This is a genomic window from Pseudomonas sp. LAIL14HWK12:I1 (assembly GCF_003202095.1).
In the GTDB taxonomy this organism is placed as follows: Bacteria; Pseudomonadota; Gammaproteobacteria; order Pseudomonadales; family Pseudomonadaceae; genus Aquipseudomonas; species Aquipseudomonas monteilii.
The window spans coordinates 712,220-730,611 of sequence record NZ_QJKG01000001.1 but is presented as its reverse complement, the minus strand read 5'-3'; the positions used below and the strand labels follow the sequence as shown (position 1 = coordinate 730,611).

Genomic DNA, 18,392 nt, shown 5'->3' with positions numbered 1-18,392 from the left:
TAGGGGAATGAAAAAGTCGTCTGCACAAGGTTCCGAAGATCCGATCCTGCAGTGGGTTACCTTCCGTCTGGACAACGAGTCCTACGGCATCAACGTGATGCAGGTACAGGAAGTGTTGCGCTACACCGAGATCGCCCCGGTGCCGGGTGCGCCAAGCTACGTGCTGGGCATCATCAACCTGCGCGGCAACGTGGTGACGGTGATCGACACCCGCCAGCGTTTTGGCCTGATGCCGACCGAAGTCACTGACAATACCCGCATCGTCATCATCGAGGCCGACAAGCAAGTGGTCGGCATTCTGGTCGACAGCGTGGCGGAGGTGGTGTACCTGCGCCAGTCCGAAATCGAGACCGCGCCAAACGTGGGTAACGAAGAGTCGGCCAAGTTCATTCAGGGCGTCTGCAACAAGAATGGCGAATTGCTGATTCTGGTCGAGCTGGACAAGATGATGACCGAGGAAGAGTGGTCCGAGCTGGAGAATATCTGAGTTGATCCTACAGGGTGCTGTCATCTTCCTGGCGCTGTTGTGGGCGCTGAGCCTGTGGTTCTTCCTTAACTACAGCAAGCGCCAGCGCGAGCTGGCTTCGCAGCAGGCCGAAGGCGATGCGCTGCGTGACCAGCGCATCAAGGACCTGGCCAAACGCCTGGACGACTACCAGAACGGTACCGTGCGCATGGGCGAGGCGTTGCACGAGCTGAGCGTGGCGATGGCGCCACTGCCCGACAAGATTCAGCAGCTGGAACAGCGTGACCCCAACAACGTCACCTTCTCTCAGGCCGCCAAGCTGGTGGGCATGGGGGCAAGCGTGGCGGAGTTGACCGAGAGCTGCGGCCTGACCCAGGCCGAGGCGGAGCTGATGAGCAAACTGCACCGCAGCGGGTGAAAGCACAAAGGCGACCATGATGTCGCCTTTCTTTCAGGTGCTGCTTCAGGTAGTTGCCCAGGAATGCATACCACCCACTCTGGCCACGCGGGACAGTGGCAGGCGCTGGTGCTGTAGCGTCTTGAAAGCGTCCAGGTCAACGTAGAGGAAGCTGTTGATGCGCGGCATCATGTACAGGTTGTGAACCTGCCGCAGGCAGTAGAGGTCTGGCAGCACCCGGTCTACCACGGCATTGAACATTCCCGGGCCGGTCAGCTCGCTGAGCCGGTTGGCGTAGCGATAGAAGCCAGCAGGGTCATCTGCCAGCGTGGGACGTACCTGGTAGAAATCCGCATTGGCCAGATAGCGGGCATGCATTTCTTCGGAAATGGCCAGCAGTGTCGGGTTGCCGGCGTGGCTGCCGATCATGCTGGTGTTGAACTGCGTGTTCATGCCCAGCTTCTCGTTTTGCATGGGTGGGTGTAACAGCAGCCCGTCATCGGTGGCGACCAATTCTACGGTATCGATAGCCGCAGTGTGATGAGCGGCACTCGCAGCCGCACCCAGCAGTTGGTCATCGACATCCATGTACAACCCGCCTTCAGCATGCAGCATCGGGTAGCGCAATACATCCGATGCTGAGGAGAAGTTGGTGGCTACACCGCCATTGCCATCGATTGCTGCTTGGTACTGGGCAAAGTACTGGCTTTGTTCGAAAGCGGTGAAGAAAGGCTGGTCTTCCAGTGTTAATACCTGCATACCGGGCACTCTTGCCTCTAGCATGCGCAGGTTTTGCGCAAAGACCTCGGGGTTTGCTTTTGACAGGAATAGCCGATATCGATACGCACTGTCGCGTAGTTTTAGTGCGTTGGCAGCCAGTGTGCCAAGCAGCTCGTCGCTGAGCGTTTTATTGCCGACCCAAAGCGATGAAATCAGCTTGGGGATCGGGTGAGCACCTGGCGGGACGGACACTGGTAAATGTACGGGAAGCTGCACATCGATACCCAGCGCTCGCAGGGACGACATGCGCATCTGGTCTGTTACGTGGCGCCCTTCAGGGTTGACGATGCGCAAGTTACCGGTTCCGGGCTCGGCTTCGTAGTAAACCGGTTCTACCTCATTGGCACCTTCCTCGGTGATGAACAGATCGGCTTCCATGTCGTAGACCAGGTCGAGCACTTCTGCATAGTCGGGCACTGCTTCGTAGTAGCCGATCAGTTGGTCCACATCGCCGTTGTACCGAGGAAAGCGCCTTACCGAGTTGGCCACGACGGCATCAGCGTCCGCCAGGGGCGCTATGCGCGCCGGGCGGTGAAAATAGGGGGCTACTTCCACCTCCGGCAAATGGGGCGGACTTAGGGGGCTCAGGGGGTATCCCCATTGATCATTGATTTTGCGCGGGAGAACGAAGCCGTCTTCCTGATAGCGAAACAGCGCAGTGCTTTTGATCATGGCCTCAGCGGCCAAGGGGGTTGCATTCAAAAGGCCATAAGCGATATCGCCCAGCCCTTGCTGTTTTTCGCTCAGGGTTTTCCCGTTGATGGCCTGGTCAAGGCCAAGCGCAAGCTGCGCTATACCGCCCAGCGCAAGCAGCGGGGCCAGGCCCGGCACCACGAATGTTAGCGGCGCCACAAGGGTGAGGGTGCTGTTCAGGTAGCTGGCCCATCTGGATTTTGTTATTTGCGCATTGCTGGTAATGAGGAAATCGGCATCGTCGTAACAGCGTTGGCGCTGACGCTCGGCCATGGCCTGGAACAGATCGCCGGTAATACGTGGGTTGTACTTGCCTGGGCGATAGTTGACGTACTTGCGTGGCGGCCATGTACCGTCGTCGTTGAAAAAGCCATGCTCCGGTGGCAGGCGATGGCTGCGCGGGTAAACGCCCAAGCCTTCCAGTGCTGTATCCAGGCCACTGAAGTCTATTCCCTGTGGGCCGTCGGCCAAGCGGAAGTGTTGCTTGAGTGCCTGGCGCCCGGCGGCGTCCTTGCACGTTTTGCCAACCCAGTCTTTCAGCAGGTTTTCGCTGGCGAACTCCAGCAGTGGCGAACTGTTGCCCGGCGCGTAGAGCAGGGTCAGGTCGGTCTTGGTATCGTTGATGTACAGCAGGTCGGTGGCGGTATAGCCGTAGATGCTCAGCGTGCTCAGGCGTAAACCTTCGCCGCGCGGGATCAGCTCGGCTGCCCGCCAGGCCAGCTTGCGTGCGGCGTCGCTCAGCCTGCCTTGCGCGACCTGTTTGTTGCAGGCCGCGATGAAGTTGAGCTTGCAGCACTGTTGATAGGTTGACAGGTGTTCGTGCCAGTAGGTGTCGAGTGAAGCCCTGTATTCTGTGTGGAAGTCTATTGCCTCGATATGGTGTTGCAAGGTTTCGGCTCGGATGTCGAGCAGCGTGGAGTGATCGTAGCGGGCGGGTGTGGTACGCCTGAACAGGCCATTGAACACCTCGTACCAGGCGCCGTTGTCGTAAATGGGCTGTGGGGGAAAGTGGTCGACCAGCGTGATCGGGCCATCGCCCGGCAACGTGCCGGCCCAGGGTTGCCTGAACAGCCCGCCGAAGAAGTCGTTGCTGGATTGGCCTTGCCAGTTCATCAGCACTGCTTGGGTGAGGCTGACGCGCTGTACGACTTTGGCCTGGTAACTGGCGATGCCTTCAGGGTGAACATGCAGCGTGACGACATCGATCAGGTCTGGGTCCTGGTGTACCCCTTGGGTGGCAAGCCAGGCAGCAATTGCCCGCTTGGCCTCGCGGTCGGGTCGGGGAAGGGTGGCGAGGTGGTTGCGTACGAATTGCACGCCAGCAGCATTGATGTGCGTGGTGGGCATGTGGGTCTCCGTGGGGTGGGAAAACCACAGCATTGACCGACTGCTCGGCAGGGGAGTGGTAAATAGTGCTGGCCCTGAGGCTCAGCCTGGCGGGCCAGTCAGGCGCGCAAGCACCTCTGTCACGTCACGTTCGTCTGTCGGTGAATCATCGAAGCCGTACGGGACTTTACCGCGAAGTTGCCAGGCGAACGCGATGATTTCGGCGATGGTCAGGTACAAAGCCTCCGGGATCTGCTCGCCCAGCTCCAGGCGCGCCAGCAGGCGCACCAGCTCGGCATTCTCGTAGATTGGCACCTCGTGTTCACGGGCCAGGGCCAGGATGGCTTCGGCCAGCGCATCGTCGCCCTTGGCACTGAGGGTGGGGGCCTGCTGGCCGTCGTAGCTCAGGGCAATGGCCTGGCGTGTGTGCTTCTGGCTCATGCGTTTTCATCCACCCAACGTTGTTCTACCCGCGTGCGCGGGCCTTGTGGCGGTGTGCCAGGGTGGCACTCCAGGTCGCCGACGTCCAGGCCACGTGCCAGCAGGCGCTCGCGCAGGGCGCCGAGCTGGGTGTCGATCAGCCTGGCGGTTTGCTCACGCTCTGCCCACAGCTGCCCGCTCAGGCGGCCTTGGCTCAGTTGCGCCTGTACCTGTAGTGGGCCGAGTGGAGACAGGTCGAAGGCCAGCTCGATGCGCCACAGGGCTTGCAGCGGGTCTTGTGCTTCATGCTGGCGGTCGGCTTGCTGCTGCGGGGTTTCTTCGCGCTGCAGTTTGACCTGCAACGGGATAAATTCCTGGCCGTGGCGGATCGGCACTTCGGTTTGCCAGGTGGTCTGCAGGTTGCCGTTTTCCAGCGTTCCGGTCTGTTGCAGGCTGCTCATTGCATGGCTTTGCAGGCGGGAAATTGCCGCAGCGGCAAGGCGCAGCAGTTGTTGCACGTCGCCTTCGTCTTCCAGGGCCTTGAGCAGGCGCGAAGGCAGCGGGAACGCGCCCGGCTGCGGCCTGGGGCTGACCCGTTCGAGCATGCCCAGTGCACTGCGGGCCAGCGCCGGCATGGTCACGGCCAGGCTGGCCGGCGCAAGGTTGGCAGCGCCGGCCGGTGAGATCGAGGCCTGGGCGACCAGCCGCAGCAAATGCGCCTTCAGATCGGTGGCGACGCTGGCAGGAAAGCCACCCAGCAGTTTCGCTTCAAGGAAAGCGCCACTGTTGTTCAAGGCCTGGGCAACCGCTTTCGCATCGCCCAGCTGGCGGGCATCTGGCAGGCTGACCAACAGGCGTTCGGCGCTGGCGCGCAGGTCGCCATCGATGCCAGGGTCCCGGGTCATCTGTTGCAGGGCGTTGAGCAGGCCAGGCAACGACGCTTGGCGGTTCTGCTGGGTTAGCAACTGCTGGGCGATGTTGAGTTGGTCCTGCCTGCCGCTAAGTGGCACGAAACGCAGTGACTGGTCACCCTGCACCAGCGCACTGAGCAGGCTGCCGATAGCCAGTGGGCGGGGGCTGTCCACGGTCAGCGTGGCGCCGGCCTGGGCGCTGTTGAGCAGGCTGATCAGTGCCCGGTAGGCCGCAGGCTGGCCAGCGGCCTGGGGCAGTAGCTGGTTGGTCATGACCTTGCCTTGCAGCAGGGTGCCGACGGGGACCTTGCTGGTGTCCAGGCGGGTGAGGGTGGCGAGCTGGCTGGCGCTGGCCTGCTGCAGCATGATCGCCAGATGATTGCTTTCGGTCTGGCTGACGGTGACCTGGCTGCCTTGGGGCAGGGGCTGGCTGGTGCTGGCTTGCAGTTGGGTCTGAAGGCCGTTGGCCTGCATCAGCCGAAGCACCAGCTGAAAGTCGCTGCCCACCTGCCGCATCGCAACCACTTCTGCCTGTGCGGTCTCGCCAGGGGCCATCAAGCCAGGCTGCGGTTGCGTCAGGCGCAGCAGTTCGCCGGTCATGCCCGCCTTCATGGCTTGGGTATTGACTGCGGTTTGTGCAGCGAGACTATTGATTTCAGTCATGATTGTATACAACCTGTCGAACCCGGCCTCTTGGCAGCGCGGCGGCGCATGTAATAATGCCGAGCGCCCGTGGTTGCCATTATAACGGCAGCGCTGGGGGCGACTTGAGACACAGGGCTTCAGGCGACGCCGCACTGAAGCCCTACAAAGATAAGGCGAAACCGTGACCCTTCACCTCCAAGCCGCAGGCCTGGCCTGCGAGCGCGACTGGCGCCTGCTGTTCGAGCAGCTCGATTTCGAGCTGGGTGCCGGCGACATGCTGCAGATCAGCGGCCCCAACGGTAGCGGCAAGACCAGCTTGCTGCGTCTGCTGGCCGGGCTGATGCAGCCGACGGCCGGGCAGATCCTGCTGGGCGGTAAGCCATTGGCCGAGCAGCGCCATGCCTTGGCCAGCATCCTGTTGTGGATCGGCCACGCTGCCGGCATCAAGGACCTGCTCACCGCTGAAGAGAACCTCACCTGGCTGTGCGCCTTGCACCAGCCGGCCAGCCGCGAGGCGATCTGGGCAGCGTTGGAGGCCGTCGGCCTGCGGGGTTTCGAAGACGTACCCTGCCATACCCTGTCAGCCGGCCAGCAGCGGCGCGTGGCCTTGGCCCGGTTGCACCTGGCCTGCCCGCCGTTATGGATTCTTGACGAGCCGTTCACGGCCCTGGACAAGCAAGGCGTGGCACAGCTGGAAGCACACCTGGCGGCCCATTGCGAACAGGGCGGTACGGTGGTGCTGACCACCCACCACACGCTGGAACGCAAACCCTCCGGTTACCGTGAGCTGAACCTGGGGCAATGGGCGGCATGAGCGTATTCGTCTTGTTGTTGCGCCGCGAAGCGCGCCTGCTGTTCCGCCGTCCGGCCGAGCTGGCCAACCCGCTGGTGTTCTTCGCCATCGTCGTGGCGTTGTTCCCGTTGGCGGTCGGCCCGGAAAGCCAATTGTTGCAAACCTTGTCGCCTGGGCTGGTCTGGGTGGCGGCATTGCTGGCGGTGCTGTTGTCGCTGGACGGCCTGTTCCGCAGTGATTTCGAGGACGGCTCGCTGGAGCAATGGGTGTTGTCGCCGCACCCACTGGCGCTGCTGGTGCTGGCCAAGGTGCTGGCGCACTGGATCTTTTCCGGGCTGGCGCTGGTATTGTTGGCGCCGCTGCTGGCGCTGATGCTGGGGCTGCCGAGCCATTGCCTGCCGGTGCTGCTTGGCTCGCTGCTGCTGGGTACGCCGGTACTGAGCCTGCTGGGTGCGGTGGGCGCGGCGCTGACGGTTGGCCTCAAGCGCGGTGGTTTGTTACTGGCGTTGCTGATTCTGCCGTTGTATATCCCTGTATTGATCCTGGGCAGTGGTGCGTTGCAAGCGGCGTTGCAAAATATGCCGGCAACCGGCCACCTGCTCTGGCTTGCCAGCCTCACGGCCCTGGCCGTGACCCTGGCACCCTTTGCGATAGCGGCCGGCCTGAAGATCAGCGTTGGCGAATAACGAGTCCCGGGCTTTCAAGCCCGGCCAATACCCTGGATGTACCTGATGAAAATAAGCTGGACGTGGTTCCACAAGCTGGGCTCCCCCAAATGGTTCTATGCCATCAGCGGCCGCATGCTGCCATGGCTGGCCGGCGCTGCCGTGCTCCTGCTGCTGCTCGGCATCACCTGGGGCCTGGCCTTCGCCCCACAGGACTACCAGCAGGGCAACAGCTTCCGCATCATCTACATTCATGTGCCGGCGGCAATGCTGGCCCAGTCCTGCTACGTGCTGCTGGCGGTGGCCGGGGTGGTGGGGCTGGTGTGGAAAATGAAAATCGCCGATGTCGCCTTGCAATGCGCCGCGCCGATCGGCGCCTGGATGACTGCCGTGGCGCTGGTCACTGGCGCCATCTGGGGCAAGCCGACCTGGGGCAGCTGGTGGGTGTGGGATGCCCGCCTTACGTCCATGCTTATCCTGCTGTTCCTGTACTTCGGCATTATTGCGTTGGGCCAGGCGATCAGTAATCGTGACAGTGCGGCCAAGGCCTGCGCGGTGCTGGCGATTGTCGGCGTGGTTAACATCCCGATCATCAAGTATTCGGTGGAGTGGTGGAACACCCTGCACCAGGGCGCCACCTTTACCCTGACCGAAAAACCGGCGATGCCCGCCGAAATGTGGCTGCCGTTGCTGTGCACGGCGCTGGGTTTCTACTGCTTCTTCGGTGCCGTGCTGCTGTTGCGCATGCGCCTTGAAGTGCTCAAGCGCGAGGCGCGCGCCAGTTGGGTCAAGGACGAAGTGTTGAACAGCCTGGGGCGGAGGGCCGCACAATGAGCTTTGCCACCTTTGGTGACTTTCTCGCCATGGGTCACCATGGCCTGTACGTGTGGTCGGCCTATGGCATCTGCCTGGCCGTGCTGGCGCTGAACGTTGCTGCGCCGCTGTTGGCCCGCCGTCGCTACCTGCAAGAAGAGGCGCGCCGTTTGCGCCGGGAGAACAACCAGTGAATCCGCAGCGCAAGAAACGCCTGTTGCTCATCGTCGGCCTGCTGGTCGGCGTCGGGGTTGCCGTCGGCTTTGCCTTGAGCGCACTGCAGCAGAACATCAACCTGTTCTACACACCCACCCAGATCGCCAATGGCGAAGCACCGCTGGACACCCGCATCCGCGCAGGCGGCATGGTCGAGAAAGGCTCGGTGCAGCGTTCGTCCGACTCGCTGGATGTGCGCTTCGTGGTCACCGACTTCAACAAGTCGGTACCGATCACCTACCGTGGCATCCTGCCCGACCTGTTCCGCGAAGGGCAGGGCATTGTCGCCTTGGGCAAGGTCAACGCCGACGGTGTGGTGGTGGCCGACGAAGTGCTGGCCAAGCACGATGAGAAGTACATGCCGCCCGAGGTCACCAAGGCCCTCAAGGAAAGCGGCCAGGCCGCCACGGGCGGGGAGGCCAAGCCATGAACGCGGCGCTGATAATCCCCGAACTGGGCCAGCTGGCGATGATCCTGGCCATCTGCTTTGCCGCCGTACAGGCCAGTGTGCCGCTGCTCGGCGCCTGGCGTGGCGACAGCCTGTGGATGAGCCTGGCGCGGCCGGCGGCGTGGGGGCAGTTCGCCTTCCTGGCGTTTGCCTTCGCGTGTTTGACCCATGCCTTCATGACCGACAATTTCTCGGTTGCCTACGTAGCCAGCAACTCCAACAGCGCCTTGCCCTGGTACTACAAGTTCAGCGCTGTATGGGGCGCCCACGAAGGTTCGTTGTTGCTGTGGGCGCTGATTCTCGGCGGCTGGACCTTTGCCGTGTCGGTGTTCTCGCGCCAGTTGCCGCAGGTAATGCTGGCCCGCGTGCTGGCGGTGATGGGCATGATCAGCGTGGGCTTCCTGAGCTTCCTTATCATCACCTCCAACCCGTTCCAGCGCCTGCTGCCGCAAGTGCCCACCGATGGCCGTGACCTCAACCCGCTGCTGCAGGACTTTGGCCTGATCGTTCACCCGCCGATGCTGTACATGGGTTACGTGGGCTTCTCGGTGGCTTTCGCCTTCGCCATCGCTGCCTTGCTCGGCGGCCGCCTGGACGCTGCCTGGGCGCGCTGGTCACGGCCTTGGACCATCGTTGCCTGGGCCTTCCTTGGCGTGGGCATCACCCTGGGCTCGTGGTGGGCCTACTATGAGCTGGGCTGGGGTGGCTGGTGGTTCTGGGACCCGGTGGAAAACGCCTCGTTCATGCCCTGGCTGGTAGGCACCGCGCTGATCCACTCGCTGGCAGTGACCGAAAAACGCGGTGTATTCAAGAGCTGGACCGTGCTGCTGGCCATTGCCGCGTTCTCGCTGAGCCTGTTGGGGACCTTCCTGGTGCGTTCCGGTGTGCTGACTTCGGTGCACGCCTTTGCCGCCGACCCGTCGCGGGGCATTTTCATCCTGATCTTCCTGCTGTTCGTGGTCGGTGGTTCGCTCACCCTGTTCGCCCTGCGTGCCCCGGTGGTCAAGAGCCAGGTCGGCTTCGCCCTGTGGTCGCGCGAGACGCTGCTGCTGGCCAACAACCTGGTGCTGGTGGTGGCCGCGTCGATGATTCTGCTGGGCACCTTGTACCCGCTGGTGCTCGATGCCCTGACCGGGGCCAAGCTGTCGGTCGGCCCGCCGTACTTTGATGCCTTGTTCCTGCCGCTGATGGCGCTATTGATGGTGGTGCTGAGCGTGGGTGTGGTGGTGCGCTGGAAGGACACCCCCGGCAAATGGCTGGCCAGCATGATGACCCCGGTGCTGATCGGCAGCGCCATCCTGGCCCCGGTGGCCGGCTTTATCGTCGACGACTTCGACTGGCCGACCCTGACCGCCTTTGCCCTGGCCGCCTGGGTAGTGCTCGGCGGGCTGCGCGACATTCTCGACAAGACCCGCCACAAAGGCCTGCTCAAGGGCCTGCCCGGCCTGGGCCGCAGCTACTGGGGCATGCAGCTGGCCCACCTGGGCCTGGCGGTGTGTGCGTTGGGTGTGGTGCTGTCGAGCAACAACAGCGCCGAACGCGACCTGCGCATGGCCCCGGGCGAAAGCGTCGAGCTGGGCGGTTACCACTTCCTGTTCCAGGGCGCCAAGCACTTCGAAGGGCCGAACTTCATCTCTGACAAGGGCACCGTGGTGGTCAGCCGTGATGGCCGTGAAATCACCACCCTGCACCCGGAGAAGCGCCTGTACACCGTGCAGCAATCGATGATGACCGAAGCCGGCATCGATGCAGGCTTTACCCGCGACCTGTACGTCGCCCTGGGCGAGCCGCTGGAAAACGGCGCGTGGGCCGTGCGCGTACATATCAAACCTTACGTTCGCTGGATCTGGCTGGGCGGTCTGCTGACTGGCCTGGGTGGGTTGCTGGCGGCCCTCGACCGGCGTTACCGCGTCAAGGTCAAGACCCGGGTGCGTGATGCCCTGGGCGTGTCTGGAGCAGCTGCATGAAGCGTTGGATCATGGTAGTCCCCCTGGCAGTGTTCCTGCTGGTGGCGGTGTTCCTCTACAAGGGGCTGTTCCTCAAGCCCGACGAGCTGCCTTCGGCAATGATCGGCAAACCGTTCCCGGCGTTTTCGCTGGCCTCGACTCAGGGCGACCGCACCCTGACCCAGGCCGACTTGCAGGGCCGCCCGGCGCTGGTCAACGTATGGGCCACTTGGTGCCCGTCGTGCAAGGTCGAGCACCCGTACCTTAACCAGCTGGCACAGCAAGGCGTGGTGATTCACGGGGTCAACTACAAGGACGACAATGCCGCCGCGCAAAAATGGCTGGCCGAGTTCCACAACCCTTATCAGCTGGATATCCGCGACGAGCAGGGCAGCCTGGGTCTGGACCTGGGCGTGTACGGCGCGCCGGAAACCTTCCTGATCGACGCCAAAGGCATCATTCGCTACAAACACGTGGGCATTGTCGATGCCACGGTGTGGCGCGAACAGCTGGCCCCGCTTTACCAGGGCCTGGTCGATGAGGCCAAGCCATGAGGCGTTGGCTGGCGGCTGTCGTGCTGGGCATGAGCCTGGCCGGCGTGGCCAAGGCGGCCATCGACACCTATCAGTTCCGCGACGAGGCCGAGCGCGAGCGCTACCAGCAACTGACCAAGGAGCTGCGCTGCCCCAAGTGCCAGAACCAGGACATCGCCGATTCCAATGCACCGATTGCCGCCGACCTGCGCCGGGAAATCTTCCGCATGCTCGGCGAGGGTAAGAGCAACCAGCAGATCGTCGACTTCATGGTCGACCGCTATGGCGACTTCGTGCGCTACAAGCCGGCGCTCAGCGGGCGTACCTGGCTGTTGTGGTTCGGCCCGGGGATTCTGCTGGCCGGCGGTTTCGTGGTGTTGGCGGTGATCGTGCGCCGGCGTCGCGGTACGGTTGTGCAGGGCGGCAATGAATTGACTGCCGAAGAACGCGAGCGTCTCGCCAAACTGCTGGAAAAAGAACAGACCCATGATTGAATTCTGGCTTAGCGCGGGCCTGCTGCTGCTCGCTGCCCTCAGCTTTTTGCTGATCCCTATCCTGCGTGGCCGTCGTCGTCAGCAGGAAGAAGACCGCACCGCCCTGAACGTGGCCCTGTACCAGGAGCGTGTTGCCGAACTGGCCGCCCAGCAGGCGGCTGGCGTGCTTGATGAGGTGCAGATGACCAAGGGCCGTGACGAGGCTGCGCGCGAATTGCTGGCCGATACCGAAGGCGCCGAGGCACCGCGCCAGGGCCACTTGGGCAAGGCCCTGCCGCTGCTGGCGGCTGTGCTGGTACCGCTGATGGCGCTTGGGCTGTACCTGCATTTTGGTGCGGCCGACAAGGTGGCCCTGACCCAGGAATTCGCCGAGGCGCCCAAGTCGATGGAAGAAATGACCACGCGTCTGGAGCGCGTGGTGCAGGCCCAGCCGGATTCGGCCGAGGCCATGTACTTCCTGGGCCGCGCCTACATGGCCGAGCAACGCCCGGCTGATGCGGCGCGCACCTTCGAGCGGGCCGTGGCCCTGGCCGGCCGCCAGCCCGAGCTGCTGGGACAATGGGCTCAGGCCCTGTATTTTGCTGCTGACAAACAGTGGAGCCCGCAGTTGCAGGCGCTGACTGACGAAGCCTTGAAAGCCGACCCCAACGAAGTGACCAGCCTGGGCCTGCGCGGCATTGCTGCCTTCGAAGGTGAGCGTTACCAGGAAGCCATCGACTACTGGAAGCGCCTGCTGGCGCAGCTGCCGGAAGGTGACGCATCGCGTGACGCCCTGCAGGGCGGTATCGACCGCGCTGTCGAGCGCCTGGGGGGGGCTGTGGCAGAAGCTTCACCCGCACCTGCGGCGGCTCGCCTGAAAGTGCGGGTGGAGCTGGCGGCGGCGCTGAAGGACAAGGTCAAGCCGGACGACACCGTGTTCATCTTTGCCCGCGCCAGCAATGGCCCGCCCATGCCGCTGGCGGCCAAGCGGGTGACGGTGGCGCAGTTGCCGATCGAGGTGGAGTTGTCTGATGCTGACGCGATGATGCCGCAGATGAAACTGTCGCAATTTGCCGAAGTCCAACTGGTTGCACGTGTATCGCGCGCTGGCCAGCCTACTCACGGCGAATGGATTGGCCAGGGTGCCCCACTGCCCAGCGCCACCCAGGCTACCCAGCGCCTGACCATCGACAGCCCCGACCAGTAAGAGAGCAATGCCATGCACAGCACCGTCCGCCTGACCCTGATTACCCTGGCCCTGGGTTTGTCTGCGTGTACGGTGCATCAGCCGTATGAGCAGCCTGAACCCCCGATTGAACGCGTGCCGCCACAGGGACCGGTGGTCAAGCCGTTGCCGGGCGGGCAGCCATCGACCCAACCGAGCAAGCCGGCGGCGATTCCCAAACCGATGCCGCGTACCTCGGCCAGCTTTGCGCCACCGCCTGGCGGGGCCAGCCATTGGGACCCGAAGCTGGGTGTTTATGTATTGGAGAAACAGCCCAATACCTTCTACCGGCAGCGTACTTATTACCGGTTCAACAACGGCTGGAGCTGGTCGCTGAGCCCGAATGGTCCTTGGCAAGAAACGGATAGCAGTGGTGTTCCAGGCGGGTTAGGTCGCGCATTCGCCCAGTAACACCAACCTCGAAGTTGCCGTTGCCGTTGCCGTTGCCGTTGCCGTGGCTTTTGCTTCTAAGCGCGCGATAGATCAGGCGCCGCCGATTGCGACTTCAGGAGGCCGAGCGTAGGGATTGCGGAGGGAGATGACGGGCATGGATGCCCGTCAAGCGCTGAGGCCCCATGGATGGGGCCTGCAGCGCGTGCTCCCGGGAGCAAGCCCGTAGCGAGGGAACCCCGGAGCGCAGCGTAGGGGCCGTATGATAGGAGCCAGCGTTTTTTGGTTACTTTTTGTCGCGTTTGAAAAAAAGTGACCCGCCGTAAGGGCGGAAAGGTGAGTGTGCGCCACCCTCGGGAATGAATGTCTACTCGATGTGAATGCCCACATCCAAGAAGCAAGAAGCAAGAAGCAAGATTCGTCTGTTTTGAATCAGTGAACAGTCCATTTGCGATGGCGACGCTGATTCACCTTTTCGCCCTTACGGCGAGTCACTTTTTGTCAAACGCGACAAAAAGTAACCAAAAAACGCTGCGCTCCCATCATCCGGCCCCTACGCTGCGCTCCGGGGTTCCCTCACTCCGGCCTTGCTCCCGGGAGGACCGCGCTGCAGGCCCCATCCTGGGGCCCAGCGCTTGACGGGCATCCATGCCCGTCACCTCCCTCCGCAAGGCCTGCGTTCGGCCTCCTGAAGTCGCGAAGATCAAGATCAAGATCAAGATCAAGAGCGGGAACGGTGTGGGCGGTACAGTGCAGTTTTGACTTGATATTTCTATTGACTGTACTGGTTGCTAACTCCGCATAATGACCTATCGAATTGACCGGAGGTGGCATGCGCAAAACAGTCCTGGTACTGGTGGAAACCGTCGACAATTACCTGTCCTTACTAGAGCAGGCCGGTTACTGCCTGATTCGCGCCCCCTCGCCGCAACTGCGCTCCCATGCCATTCAGCAACACGCCAGTGAAATCGATGCCGTACTCACTCGCGGTCCGCTGGGCCTGACTGCCGCCGAAATCGATGCCTTGCCCAACCTGCAGATCATCTGTGTGATCGGCGCCGGCTACGAGCAAGTCGACCTGGCCGCCGCGGCTGCCAGAGGGATCACCGTCACCAATGGTGCCGGTGCCAATGCCAACGCAGTCGCCGACCACACTCTGGCTCTGGTGCTGGCACTGCTGCGCGACATTCCTCGCGCCGATGCCAGCACCCGTCGCGGCGAATGGAACCGCGTCATCAGCCCCTCGGTGAGTGGCAAGCGCCTGGGCATTCTTGGCCTCGGCGCAGTCGGGCAGGCGATTGCCAAGCGTGCCAACCTGGGCTTCGACATGCCCGTCAGCTACCACAGCCGCACGCCGCGTGAAGAAGTGCCTTACACCTGGCACGACAGCCCGCTGCACCTGGCCGCTGCCGTCGACATTCTGGTCGTGGCCACCCCCGGTGGCGCCAACACCCGGCATCTGGTCGATGCCAACGTGTTGGAAGCGCTAGGGGTCGAGGGCTATCTGGTGAACATTGCCCGCGCCAGTGTAGTTGACACCGATGCACTGGTAACTGCATTGCAGCAAGGCCAGCTGGCAGGTGCCGCGCTGGACGTGTTCGATGACGAACCGGCCGTGCCCGACGCCCTCAAGACGCTTGGCAACACCGTGCTCACGCCCCACGTGGCCGGCCAGTCGCCGGAGGCCGCACGCGACACGGTAACCCTGGTACTGCGTAACCTGCAGGCGTTCTTTGCAGGTGAGCCCGTCTTGACCCCGGTTCGCCCGTAAACCTATATCAGCCATCTGCCTGGCAACACCCGGGCAACAAGGAGTGTGTGCATGCAACTCGACATCTTCCAGGTCGATGCCTTTTCCGCCAAACCGTTCGGTGGCAACCCGGCCGCCGTGATTCCGCTGCAAAGCTGGCTGCCGGACGATGTGCTGCAGCGCATCGCCGAAGAGAACAACCTGTCGGAAACCGCCTATTTCGTGCGCAATGGTGAAACCTACGACCTGCGCTGGTTCACCCCGACTGTAGAAGTTGATCTGTGCGGCCATGCCACGCTTGCCTCGGCCTATGTGCTGTTCGAGCAACTGGGCGAGCAGGCCCAGGTGCTGCGTTTCAACACCCGCAGCGGCGAGTTGCGCGTCAGCCGTGGCGCTGACGGGCTGCTGGCGATGGATTTCCCGGCCAAGCGGCCGGTTGCAGTGGATATCCCGGCAGGGTTGCTGCAAGCGTTGGGTTTGAACCAGGCTCAGGCGTTGTACCAAAGCGACGACTATGTGGTGGTGATCGATGATGCGTTGATCCTCGACACCCTGAAGCCGGACTTCGTTGCGTTGAACACGTTCGACGTGCGTGGTATTGCCGTGACGGCGGCAGGGCGTGGTTTTGATTTTGTCACCCGCTGGTTCGGCCCGCGGGTTGGCGTGAATGAAGACCCGGTAACCGGTTCGGCCCACACCTCGCTGGCACCGGTGTGGGCGGAGCGCCTGGGCAAGCGGGTACTCAGCTGCGAGCAGGGCGGGGCGCGCAAAGGGCAGCTGCAGTGCGAAGTGCCGGGCAATGGCCGGGTAATCATCAGCGGGCGGGCAGCGTTGTACCTGCGCGGTACCGTCTACTTCTGAGGCCCGTTCAGGCATCTATACTGGCTGGCTCTTTCCCTGTTCAAGGAGCCAGCCATGGCCCTGGAAAAACAAGGCACTTGCCTGTGTGGCGCCACCACGCTCAAGGTTACTGTAGACAACACCCATGTCAGTGCCTGCCATTGCAGCATGTGCCGCAAATGGACTGGCGGCCCGCTGCTGGTTGTGGAATGCAGCCGGCCCCCGGTGATCGAAGGGCGTGCGCCCTCGGTGTATGAGTCGTCTGACTGGGCTCAGCGCGCGTTTTGCGGCCAGTGCGGCACGCACCTGTATTACCGGCTCAAGGCCAACGACTTCCATGCCGTGCCGGTCGGCCTGCTCGACTGTGACCAGGCGTGGGATTTCAACCTGCAGATTTTCGTGGAAGAAAAACCCGCCTGGTACTGCTTCGCCAACCAGACCAAGGAATTGACTGGCCAAGAGGTGTTCGAGCAGAACAGCTGATTGCTCATCGGGTACCGGTTCGAATCGGCGGCATGAAACACCGTGCAAACTTGCAAAACCGGTGCATTCCTGAGAAAAGGGCGGCTTTGTTTTCCCGCGTTGGAGCGTGCCCGTGAGCCAAGAATTGCAGATCATCGACCTAGTGGAGGGTGATGGCAAAGCCGCCGTCAAAGGCGCCCTGATCACCACCCAGTACACCGGCTGGCTGGCCGACGGCAGCGAGTTCGATTCGTCCTGGTCACGCGGCAAGCCGTTCCAGTGCGTGATCGGCACCGGCCGGGTGATCAAAGGCTGGGATCAAGGCCTGATGGGCATGCGTGTGGGTGGCAAGCGCAAGCTGCAGGTTCCAGCACACCTGGGCTATGGCGAGCGCAGCGTGGGGGCGATTCCGCCGAATTCGGATTTGACCTTCGAGATCGAATTGCTGGAAGTGCTGACGCGGGATGATTGAGCTGCTGCATTGCAACCCCAGGTTCTTGCAGCTTACACAATTGCGCAACACCCATCCCCTAACCTAGGCCTTGCCTAGGGAACGGCATCTACCTCCAGGGAGGAACCAAACGGGTTCAGGGCACTCTGACCCTCACTCGTTGCCAAGGATGGCATTCACTACAAGGGCGCCCTGCAGCTGATGGGGCGATGTGGCGGGTTGACGCGATTTTCTTTGCCACACGAGCCTGCCTTGATGAAGTTGCCAACATTCTTCCGCCGTCGCCGTCACTTGCTGCTGAGCCTGGTGCTTACGGCTGTTGCCGTACCGCTGGCGCTGGAGGCTGTCGAAAGCCGTGCGCAACCGGTGGATGGCACCCAGACCCTGGTGTTCCTGCGCCATGCCGAGAAGCCGGGCGAGGGGCTGGGCCAGTTGAACTGCCAAGGCCTGAACCGTGCGCTGGACCTGGCCACGGTGTTGCCCGAGCGCTTTGGCAAGGCCGATTACGTGTTTGCTGCCAACCCTTCGCGGCATGTCGAAGAAGGCAGCAAGGACGAAAGCTACAGCTACATCCGCCCGTTGATGACCATCACCCCCAGCGCCATCCGTCTGGGCCTGCCGGTGAACATCGACTATGGCGCCAACGACACCGCCGAACTGGCTGACGAGCTGCTGAGCGACAAGTACCGCAATGCAACCATCTACACCGCCTGGTCGCATGGTTACCTCCCGGAGTTGATCAATACCGTGGCCGGCAAGGCGCTGGGGGAAGAGCGGGTGATTACCGATGACTGGAACGGCGATGACTTCGATACCCTCTATGTACTGACCCTGACCTGGCACGACGGCAAGGCCAGCCTGCTTAGCCGCAATGTGCGCCAGGGTTTGAATGACGGTGCGCAGAGCTGCCCGACATGAGGTTGTAGTGCAGCGTTGGCCCGAATGATGAGTTGGCCTGTACCGGCCTGTTCGCGGGTTTACCCGCGAACAGGCCGGTACAGGCAGCTAAAGATTCAGCGCCCGAAACGCATCGGCCAACCCACCACCTTCTTCGCCCGTGGGGTGGCATAGGTGCGTACCTTGGAGGTGCTCAAGCCCATGCGCACCAGCGACTCGGCAATGGTCACCGCCGCGCTAACCCCATCCACCACCGGCACGCCGGTGCGTTGGCGAATCTGCTCGTCGAGCCCGGCCATGCCGCCGCAACCCAGGCAGATCACCTCGGCCTTGTCATCACGCACGGCTCGCTCGGCCTGCTCCACGATGGCTTCCACCGCACGCTGCGGGTCTTCTTCCAGTTCCAGCACGGCCAGGCCGCTGGCCCTTACCGAGGCACACCGGTCGTACAGCCCGGAGAGCTTCAAACGGTCCTCGATCAGCGGCACGGTGCGGTCCAGGGTGGTCACCACCGAGTAAGCATGGCCCAGGTACATCGCCGTGCTGGCGGCTGCATCGGTAATGTCCACTACCGGTACGTTCAGCAGCTCCTGCAAGCCTTCACGGCCGTGTTCACCATAGCCGGCCTGGATCACGGCGTCGTAGGGGCCTTCATAGGCCAGCACCCGGTCCATCACTGCGATGGCAGCCAGGTAACTCTCGAAATTGCCTTCCACCGACTCGGCGCCAAACCAGGGGGTGAGGCCAATGATCTCGGTGCCGGGGCTGGCGACACTGCGCGCTTGTTCGGCAATGGCCTCGGTGATGGCTTCGGTGGTGTTGACGTTGGCAATCAGAATACGCATGGGCTGT

At 62.7% G+C, this 18,392-nt stretch carries 21 protein-coding genes; 17 read left to right on the top strand and 4 right to left on the bottom strand.

What is annotated here, in order from left to right:
- The first annotated feature begins 7 nt into the window (after positions 1-7).
- Entirely contained in the window at positions 8-487 is a 480-nt protein-coding gene (locus D906_RS03280; protein ID WP_003254393.1) for a chemotaxis protein CheW, read from the top strand.
- 1 nt (position 488) lies between these two features.
- Positions 489-884, top strand: coding sequence for a DUF2802 domain-containing protein (locus D906_RS03275; protein WP_019096404.1), 396 nt, complete (start codon positions 489-491; stop codon positions 882-884).
- Between the two features lie 45 nt (positions 885-929).
- On the opposite strand, the gene D906_RS03270 is transcribed toward D906_RS03275, so the two are convergent.
- The 3 genes from D906_RS03270 to D906_RS03260 form a co-directional block, all read right to left on the bottom strand.
- Positions 930-3,683 (bottom strand): dermonecrotic toxin domain-containing protein, encoded by a 2,754-nt coding sequence (locus D906_RS03270; protein WP_028614335.1) that lies wholly within the window; start codon positions 3,681-3,683, stop codon positions 930-932.
- Positions 3,684-3,764: 81 nt separating this feature from the next.
- A complete protein-coding gene (locus D906_RS03265) occupies positions 3,765-4,103 on the bottom strand; it encodes an EscU/YscU/HrcU family type III secretion system export apparatus switch protein (protein WP_019096402.1) in 339 nt (112 codons plus the stop codon).
- Positions 4,100-5,656: a flagellar hook-length control protein FliK gene (locus D906_RS03260; protein WP_019096401.1), complete on the bottom strand. Its 1,557-nt coding sequence runs from the start codon at positions 5,654-5,656 to the stop codon at positions 4,100-4,102. The genes D906_RS03265 and D906_RS03260 overlap by 4 nt, the downstream gene beginning before the upstream one ends.
- A gap of 163 nt (positions 5,657-5,819) precedes the next feature.
- On the opposite strand from D906_RS03260, the gene ccmA reads away from it, so the two are divergent.
- From ccmA to D906_RS03185, 15 genes are all read left to right on the top strand, one after another.
- Positions 5,820-6,452 (top strand): cytochrome c biogenesis heme-transporting ATPase CcmA, encoded by a 633-nt coding sequence (gene ccmA, locus D906_RS03255; RefSeq protein ID WP_012273478.1) that lies wholly within the window; start codon positions 5,820-5,822, stop codon positions 6,450-6,452.
- On the top strand, positions 6,440-7,117 hold the full coding sequence (gene ccmB / locus D906_RS03250; RefSeq protein ID WP_016711760.1) for a heme exporter protein CcmB: 678 nt from the start codon (positions 6,440-6,442) through the stop codon (positions 7,115-7,117). The genes ccmA and ccmB overlap by 13 nt, the downstream gene beginning before the upstream one ends.
- 45 nt (positions 7,118-7,162) lie before the next feature.
- Complete coding sequence (locus D906_RS03245; protein WP_025753824.1) at positions 7,163-7,930, top strand: heme ABC transporter permease; 768 nt, start codon at positions 7,163-7,165, stop codon at positions 7,928-7,930.
- Entirely contained in the window at positions 7,927-8,103 is a 177-nt protein-coding gene (ccmD, locus tag D906_RS03240; protein ID WP_012273475.1) for a heme exporter protein CcmD, read from the top strand. The genes D906_RS03245 and ccmD overlap by 4 nt, the downstream gene beginning before the upstream one ends.
- Positions 8,100-8,555, top strand: a complete 456-nt coding sequence (gene ccmE, locus D906_RS03235; protein WP_016711758.1) for a cytochrome c maturation protein CcmE — start codon at positions 8,100-8,102, stop codon at positions 8,553-8,555. Before ccmD ends, ccmE begins: the two co-directional genes overlap by 4 nt.
- Before the next feature lie 11 nt (positions 8,556-8,566).
- Entirely contained in the window at positions 8,567-10,540 is a 1,974-nt protein-coding gene (locus tag D906_RS03230) for a heme lyase CcmF/NrfE family subunit (RefSeq protein ID WP_174244701.1), read from the top strand.
- A complete protein-coding gene (locus tag D906_RS03225) occupies positions 10,537-11,073 on the top strand; it encodes a DsbE family thiol:disulfide interchange protein (RefSeq protein ID WP_027615291.1) in 537 nt (178 codons plus the stop codon). The genes D906_RS03230 and D906_RS03225 overlap by 4 nt, the downstream gene beginning before the upstream one ends.
- Positions 11,070-11,546, top strand: a complete 477-nt coding sequence (locus tag D906_RS03220) for a cytochrome c-type biogenesis protein (RefSeq protein ID WP_027615290.1) — start codon at positions 11,070-11,072, stop codon at positions 11,544-11,546. Before D906_RS03225 ends, D906_RS03220 begins: the two co-directional genes overlap by 4 nt.
- Positions 11,539-12,732, top strand: coding sequence for a c-type cytochrome biogenesis protein CcmI (ccmI, locus tag D906_RS03215; protein WP_019096396.1), 1,194 nt, complete (start codon positions 11,539-11,541; stop codon positions 12,730-12,732). Before D906_RS03220 ends, ccmI begins: the two co-directional genes overlap by 8 nt.
- Positions 12,733-12,744: 12 nt before the next feature.
- The gene (locus D906_RS03210) at positions 12,745-13,161 is read left to right on the top strand and encodes a hypothetical protein (RefSeq protein WP_019096395.1); all 417 of its coding nucleotides are present in this window, start codon (positions 12,745-12,747) and stop codon (positions 13,159-13,161) included.
- 811 nt (positions 13,162-13,972) lie between these two features.
- Complete coding sequence (locus D906_RS03205; protein WP_027615289.1) at positions 13,973-14,911, top strand: 2-hydroxyacid dehydrogenase; 939 nt, start codon at positions 13,973-13,975, stop codon at positions 14,909-14,911.
- 51 nt (positions 14,912-14,962) lie between these two features.
- On the top strand, positions 14,963-15,751 hold the full coding sequence (locus D906_RS03200; protein ID WP_025754767.1) for a PhzF family phenazine biosynthesis protein: 789 nt from the start codon (positions 14,963-14,965) through the stop codon (positions 15,749-15,751).
- 54 nt (positions 15,752-15,805) lie between these two features.
- Complete coding sequence (locus D906_RS03195; RefSeq protein ID WP_019099527.1) at positions 15,806-16,213, top strand: GFA family protein; 408 nt, start codon at positions 15,806-15,808, stop codon at positions 16,211-16,213.
- Between the two features lie 112 nt (positions 16,214-16,325).
- Positions 16,326-16,664, top strand: a complete 339-nt coding sequence (locus D906_RS03190) for an FKBP-type peptidyl-prolyl cis-trans isomerase (protein WP_019099528.1) — start codon at positions 16,326-16,328, stop codon at positions 16,662-16,664.
- 234 nt (positions 16,665-16,898) lie between these two features.
- Positions 16,899-17,561 carry a hypothetical protein gene (locus tag D906_RS03185; RefSeq protein ID WP_019099529.1) on the top strand — a complete coding sequence of 221 codons (663 nt, stop codon included), beginning with the start codon at positions 16,899-16,901 and terminating at the stop codon, positions 17,559-17,561.
- Between the two features lie 95 nt (positions 17,562-17,656).
- Here the strand turns inward: D906_RS03185 and D906_RS03180 are convergent, their stop codons facing one another.
- A complete protein-coding gene (locus D906_RS03180) occupies positions 17,657-18,385 on the bottom strand; it encodes an aspartate/glutamate racemase family protein (protein WP_019099530.1) in 729 nt (242 codons plus the stop codon).
- Between the last annotated feature and the right edge of the window lie 7 nt (positions 18,386-18,392).